The sequence below is a fragment of the Kitasatospora sp. MBT63 genome, from assembly GCF_000710465.2.
Lineage (GTDB): Bacteria > Actinomycetota > Actinomycetes > Streptomycetales > Streptomycetaceae > Kitasatospora.
This window is the reverse complement of record NZ_JAIZ01000530.1, coordinates 5208-8939: the sequence shown is the minus strand read 5'-3', so window position 1 is coordinate 8939 and position 3732 is coordinate 5208. Positions and strand designations below refer to the sequence as shown.

At 74.7% G+C, this 3732-nt stretch carries 4 protein-coding genes; 3 read left to right on the top strand and 1 reads right to left on the bottom strand.

The window, feature by feature from the left end; translation table 11 throughout:
• Nucleotides 1-279 precede the first annotated feature (279 nt).
• Complete coding sequence (locus tag AA75_RS28535) at nucleotides 280-1083, bottom strand: SDR family NAD(P)-dependent oxidoreductase (protein WP_033823160.1); 804 nt, start codon at nucleotides 1081-1083, stop codon at nucleotides 280-282.
• Between the two features lie 158 nt (nucleotides 1084-1241).
• Between AA75_RS28535 and AA75_RS28530 the strand changes: the two genes are divergently transcribed.
• The 3 genes from AA75_RS28530 to AA75_RS28520 all read left to right on the top strand — a co-directional run.
• Entirely contained in the window at nucleotides 1242-1430 is a 189-nt protein-coding gene (locus tag AA75_RS28530; protein WP_033823159.1) for a hypothetical protein, read from the top strand.
• A 134-nt stretch (nucleotides 1431-1564) separates the two neighbouring features.
• Entirely contained in the window at nucleotides 1565-2479 is a 915-nt protein-coding gene (locus AA75_RS28525; RefSeq protein WP_033823158.1) for a formylglycine-generating enzyme family protein, read from the top strand.
• A 149-nt stretch (nucleotides 2480-2628) separates the two neighbouring features.
• Nucleotides 2629-3732 (top strand): sulfatase-like hydrolase/transferase (locus AA75_RS28520; RefSeq protein ID WP_033823162.1); only part of this gene is annotated, 1104 nt, incomplete at its 3' end.

Below are 3732 nucleotides of genomic sequence, written 5' to 3'. Positions count from 1 at the left end.
GCGGGTGCGGCGGTCGGGGCCGCGCGGGGATCGTCCGCGGGCTTCGCGCAGCCGGCCAGCAGCAGGCCGGCGGTCAGCAGGACGGCGGGCAGCGCCGCCCTGGACCGGCCGGCCTTCGACGGGGCGGCCTTGGACGGGGCGTGGTGGGGGCCGTCGGCCACGGGGGTCCTCGCAGGTCGGAGCTGGTGCGACGGGCGGTCGCGGGATCAAGGGGCATGCCTATCACCCGCCCGGCCGCCCGGGCCAATCCGCCCCCGGCCGCCGGGCCCAGGCCCTCGGTCAGCGCGGGCGCAGGTGGAAGTCGAACGCGGCGGTGCCCGGGTCGAGGGCGCTGGTCCCGCCGTCGACGGTCAGCACGGCGCCGTTGACCAGTCCGGCCGCCGGTGACAGCAGCCAGTCGATCGCCTCGGCGACCTCCTCCGGCTCGCCGGGCCGCCGGATCGGGCTGAGCCGGGTCGCCTCCAGGTACGCCTGTTCGGCGCCGCCGGGCAGCTCGGCCTCGTCGGCGAACCGGGCCATCCGCCGGTCGGCCATCTCGGTCCGCACCCAGCTCGGGCAGACGGTGTTGGCGCGCAGCCCCCGGTGGCCGTAGTCGACGGCGAGCGAGCGGCAGAGCTGGAGCAGCGCCGCCTTGGAGGTCGCGTACGCGGCGTTGCCGGGGCCGTTGCGCAGCGCGGACACCGAGGCGACGGCCACCACCGCGCCGCGGGCCGCCAGCAGGTGCGGCAGTGCGGCCCGCAGCAGCAGGAACGGGCCGGTCACATTGGTCCGCATGACGGTCTCCCAGTCCTCCGGGGAGAGGTCGCCGACGGCGCCGCCACGCCCGATGCCCGCGTTGACGACGAGTCCGTCGAGCCGGCCGAAGGCGGCCAGTGTCGCGTCGACCAGTGACCGGATGCCGTCCGGGTCGGTGGTGTCGGACGGGTGGGCGAGGGCGCCGGTCTCCGCGGCGACGCGCCGCAGCGGTTCCGGCCGCCGGCCCGAGACGACCACCTGGTGCCCGCCGGCCCGCAGCAGCCTGGCGGTGGCGGCGCCGATTCCGGTACCGCCGCCGGTGACGATGACAACGCGCTGGTCCGCCATGGGTGTTCGGGTCTCCGTCCGGGTGACTGACAGTCAGATGATCATAGTGCTGCTCCGGCGGCGGCGGTACGGCGGTACGGCGGTGCGGGGCCGCTGCGGCGCCGGTACGCTGCCGGGCGGTGGGCGCCGCGCGGGCCGCTCCCGGGGAGGCTGGTGCGGTGGGCGGGCGGCGGTACGTGGCGCGGGGTGTACCGGGCGGGTACCGGATCTGGGACAACAAGGTGCGCCGCTGGTGGGGTGACCACTACGAACTGTGCCCCGACACGCTGTTGGCGGAGCTGAACGGCGCGGGCGACCCGGCCCGGCTCACGGCGCTGCTCAAGCGGTACCGGGCGCTGAAGCGGTGACCCGGACCCGGCGGTGACCCGCGTCCCGCGGACCGGCCCGGGCGTGTCGCCGCGCCGGACCCACCCGAGGTGGTGCACCGTCAGGTGTCGTGACGACGACTGCGCAGCGACCGCTCCCGGCGCCGGCCCGGGGCATGGTACGGATCCCTGGGGGCTCGTTCCTGATGGGGTCCGACGCGTTCTACCCGGAGGAACGGCCGGTGCACCCGGTGGTGGTGGACGGCTTCTGGATGGACGAACACCCCGTCACCGTGGCCGCCTTCCGCCGTTTCACACGCGCGACCGGCTACCTGACCGTGGCCGAGCGTCCGGTGGACCCCGCCGACTACCCCGGGGCCGACCCGGCCGGGCTCGTCCCCGGCGCGCTGGTCTTCCGGATGACCCCAGGGCCGGTCGACCTCGACGACTGGCGCCGGTGGTGGAGTTACACCCCGGGCGCGTCCTGGCACCGCCCGTACGGCGCGGGCAGCCCGCGCAACGGGCGCGACCGGCACCCGGTCACCCAGGTCTCCTTCGAGGACGCCCGGGCCTACGCCGCCTGGGCGGGCAAGGAGCTGCCCACCGAGGCGGAGTGGGAGTTCGCCGCCCGGGGCGGTCTCGCCTCGGCGGTCTTCCCGTGGGGCGACGAGTTCACGCCGAGGGGCCGCCGGATGGCCAACACCTGGCACGGCCGGTTCCCGTGGGAGTACCGGCCCGCCGGGAAGGCCGGCCCCGCCCCGGGCACCACCCCGGTGGGCAGCTACCCGCCCAACGGCTACGGCCTGCACGACATGGCGGGCAACGTCTGGGAGTGGACCCGCGACCACTACACCGTCCGGCATCCCGACCCGGCGCCCTCGGCCTGCTGCGTCCCGCGCAACCCCCGGGTCGACACCCCGCCGCCGGACCCCGCCGGGCCGGCGGCGGAGCGCTTCCCCCGGCGGGTGGTCAAGGGCGGCTCGCACCTGTGCGCGCCCGCCTACTGCCTGCGCTACCGGCCGGCGGCCCGGCAGGGGCAGACCGAGGACACCGCCACCTGCCACCTCGGGTTCCGCTGCGTGGTGCGCTGAACCGCCCGCACCGGCGGTCCGTCACCGGGGTCCGTTCACCCGGTCGGCCACGCGTGCCGCCCCGCACACCGCCGGACGCCGGTACCAGCATGGCGGCCAGGAGCCCGCACCGATCCGTGGTGCGGGCGTACCGGTGGAAGGCGGGACCCGTGCCTCCGACGTTTCGCGGAGTGGTGAACCTCGACGTCCGTGACTCTGTGCCGGACTGGTCGGCGTACGAGCAACCGAAGGCCCCCGAGGGCGCACCGAACGTCGTGTACATCGTCCTGGACGATGTCGGCTTCGGTGCGCTGAGCAGCTACGGCGGCCCGATCGACACCCCCCACATCGACCGGCTGGCGCAGAGCGGTCTGCGCTACTCCCAGTGGCACACCACCGCACTGTGCTCCCCGACCCGTTCCGCGCTGCTGACCGGACGCAACCACACCACCAACGGCATGGCGTGCATCAGCGAGGCCGCGATCGGGTTCCCGAACGCCAACAGCCACATCCCGCCGCAGTGCGCGACCATCGCCGAGGTGCTGGTCGAGCACGGCTACCGCACGGCGATCACCGGCAAGTGGCACCTGTGTCCCGAGGACGAGATGAATCTCGCCTCCACCCGCCGCAACTGGCCCACCGGGCGCGGCTTCGAACGGTTCTACGGCTTCCTCGGCGCCGAGACCAGCCAGTGGTACCCCGACCTGGTCCACGACAACCACCCGGTCGAACAGCCCGCCACGCCCGAGGAGGGCTACCACTTCGGCGTCGACATCACCGACAAGGCGATCCAGTACATCGACGACGTCAAGGCGCTCGCCCCCGAACGCCCGGTCTTCCTCTACTACGCGCCGGGCTGCGCCCACGCCCCGCACCAGGCACCGCGCGAGTGGATCGACCGCTACCGGGGCCGGTTCGACGCGGGCTACGAGGCCATGCGCGAGCAGATCCTGGCCCGCCAGAAGGAGCTCGGCCTGGTCCCGGCCGACACCGAGCTGCCGCCGCTCAACCCGATCGGCAGCCCCTACACCCGCAGCGGCCCGAACGGCGAGCCGTTCCCCGCCCTGGACTACACCCGGCCCTGGGCCGAGCTGAACGAGGACGAGCGCCGCCTGTTCGCCCGGATGGCCGAGGTGTACGCGGGCTTCGTCTCCCACTGCGACGACCAGATCGGCCGCCTGCTGGCCTACCTCGACGACATCGGCCAGTTCGACAACACCGTCTTCGTCGTGGTCTCCGACAACGGCGCCTCCGGCGAGGGCGGCCCGAACGGC